The sequence below is a fragment of the Xanthomonas sp. SHU 166 genome, from assembly GCF_000364685.1.
Taxonomy (GTDB): domain Bacteria; phylum Pseudomonadota; class Gammaproteobacteria; order Xanthomonadales; family Xanthomonadaceae; genus Xanthomonas_A; species Xanthomonas_A sontii.
Genome location: NZ_AQOJ01000271.1, coordinates 1 through 2,309 on the forward strand (window position 1 = coordinate 1; position 2,309 = coordinate 2,309).

Sequence of the window (2,309 nt, forward strand, 5' to 3'; positions counted from 1 at the left end):
CAGGTGGATGCTGGTCGATTCCAGCGGCTCCATGAAGCCGCTGGCCAGGCCAAGCGCGATCACGTTGCGGTTCCACACCTGCTTGCGGCGGCCGGTGACGAAGCGCAGCGGCCGCGGATCGGCCAGCGCCGGGCCGTCGAGGTTGGCCAGCAGCGTGGCCGCGGCCTCGTCGTCGCTGATGTGCGCGCTGCAGTACACGTAGCCGTTGCCGGTGCGGTGCTGCAGCGGAATGCGCCACTGCCAGCCGGCCGCGCGCGCGGTGGCGCGGGTGTACGGCGTGGGCGGGCCGACCTTGGCGCAGGGCACAGCGAGCGCGCGATCGCACGGCAGCCAGTGGCTGAAATCGTGGTAGCCGGTGTGCAGCGCCTGCTCGATCAGCAGGCCGCGGAAGCCGGAGCAATCGATGAACAGGTCGCCGGCGATCGCCTCGCCCGATGCAAGCCGCACCGAAAGCACATCGCCCGATTCCGGATGCAGCTGCACCTCCTCGACGATGCCCTCGCGCCGGGTCACCCCGCGCTGTTCGGCGTAGCGGCGCAGGAAGCCCGCGTACAACGCCGCATCGAAGTGGTAGGCGTAGGCGATGTTGGCCAGCGGCGAGTTCGGCGGCACATCCGTGGCCGAGGTCATGAACCGGTCGCGCTTGGCGGCGACGGTGTTGAGCGTATAGGCGCCCAGCGGCCTGGCCTTGCCGGCCAGCGCCTGCTTGAACCAGTACTGCTGGAACGGCAGCAGCCCGAGCGGATGCCCGATCTCGGTGCCGAAGCCGTGCACGTAGGACGTGCCCGGGCGCTGCCAGTCGGCGAATTCGATGCCGAGCTTGAAGCTGCCCTGGGTGTGGCGCACGAACTCGGCCTCGTTGATGCCGAGCAGATTGTTGAAGGCCTTGATGTGCGGCACGGTGGCCTCGCCGACGCCGACGATGCCGATCTGCTCGGACTCGATCAAGGTGATGCGGTAGTCGGGGCCCAGCACACGCGCCAGCGCGGCAGCGGCCATCCAGCCGGCAGTGCCGCCGCCGACGATGACCAGGTTGCGGAGAGGGGCGGCGATCATGCGTGCAGGGTCCTGTACCGAGGAAAGAGGCGACCACAAACGCGGACGGGGCCACGCGGCCCCGTCCGTTGAAACCCCACGCGCGCCGGTCGGGCACGCGCGTGGGCCATGCGGTGGATCAGAACTTGGCGCCGATCTCGAAGGTCACCGTCCGCGGCACGTACATGATGTCGCCGGTCTTGTTGATGCTGATGTTGGGATCGTACCGGCCGTTGCTGCCGAAGTCGTTGTAGACGTACGTGTTGTAGTTCTTGAAGTTGAAGGCGTTGAGCAGATTCACGCGCGCCGACAGCTTGAAGTCCTTGTACACGGAGAAGTCCTTCGACGCCTGGAAGTCGACCGTACGGTAGCCCCAGATCTTGCCGCCGACCAGGAACTTGCCATTGCCCGGCGGAATCGCAGCGACCTGCTGGCAGGTCGCGCCGTCCGCATCCGTGTGGCCATAGCAGGCGATGGTGTTGATCGGCTCCGGCGTCGCCAGCACCACCTTGGCACCGAAGGTCATGCCCCACGGACCGTCGATCGAACCAGACGCGACGAAGCGGTGGCCCGCGACGGCGTCGGACTTCACGAACGGATAGTCGTGGATGGTGGCCTTGTCGAAGGCGAAGGGCTCGTCGATGTTGCGGTTCTGACGCGCGTTGGTATGCGTGTAGGACAGGGTCAGGCCCCAGCCCGATTCCTTGGTATAGGGCTTCTCCGCCGACAGCAGCACCTGGGTGGTCCGCTGTTCCAACCCATTCATGCCGATGATGGTGTTCTTGTAGCCCGGCACCGGCTGACCCCACGGCGCGCTACCGGTCGCATCGAAGTAGGAACCGTCCGGATAGCGGTTGATCAGCGACATAGCGAAACCGTCGTAGCTCAGGTTGCGCTGCACGGTCACGTCGGTCAGCCAATCGCCGACTTGGTTGCTGATGCCGATGCTGTACTGGTCGCTGTACGGGGTCTTCAGGTGGTTGTTGAACATGAACAACTCGCCGCTGCCGCTGACGCCGGAAATGGCATTGAGGTTATCCATGCCGTTAAGGTACTTCGTATCCCATGGCACGCACACGCGGCCGCTGCGATAGCACTGCCCGGTGGCGGGGTTCTGGAAGAACACCGCGACCGGCGACAGCGCCGCCTTGCTGGTTTCGTATGCCATCTGTTCGAACAGATTGCGGTCGTAGGACCGCCCGGCACCACCATGCAGCACGGCGGACTGGTCACCGAAGAAGTCGTAGGAGAAGCCCAGGCGCGGCTGCCAGGCA

General features: G+C 65.8%; 1 protein-coding gene and 1 pseudogene. Both read right to left on the reverse strand.

All coding sequences use genetic code 11. From position 1 onward, the window contains the following. Nucleotides 1-1,056: tryptophan halogenase family protein (locus D180_RS08620; protein ID WP_017912475.1), on the reverse strand; the 1,056-nt coding region annotated here is incomplete at its 3' end. A 118-nt stretch (nucleotides 1,057-1,174) separates the two neighbouring features. Next, nucleotides 1,175-2,309 (reverse strand): annotated as a pseudogene (locus D180_RS08625) (hypothetical protein); the annotation flags it as partial.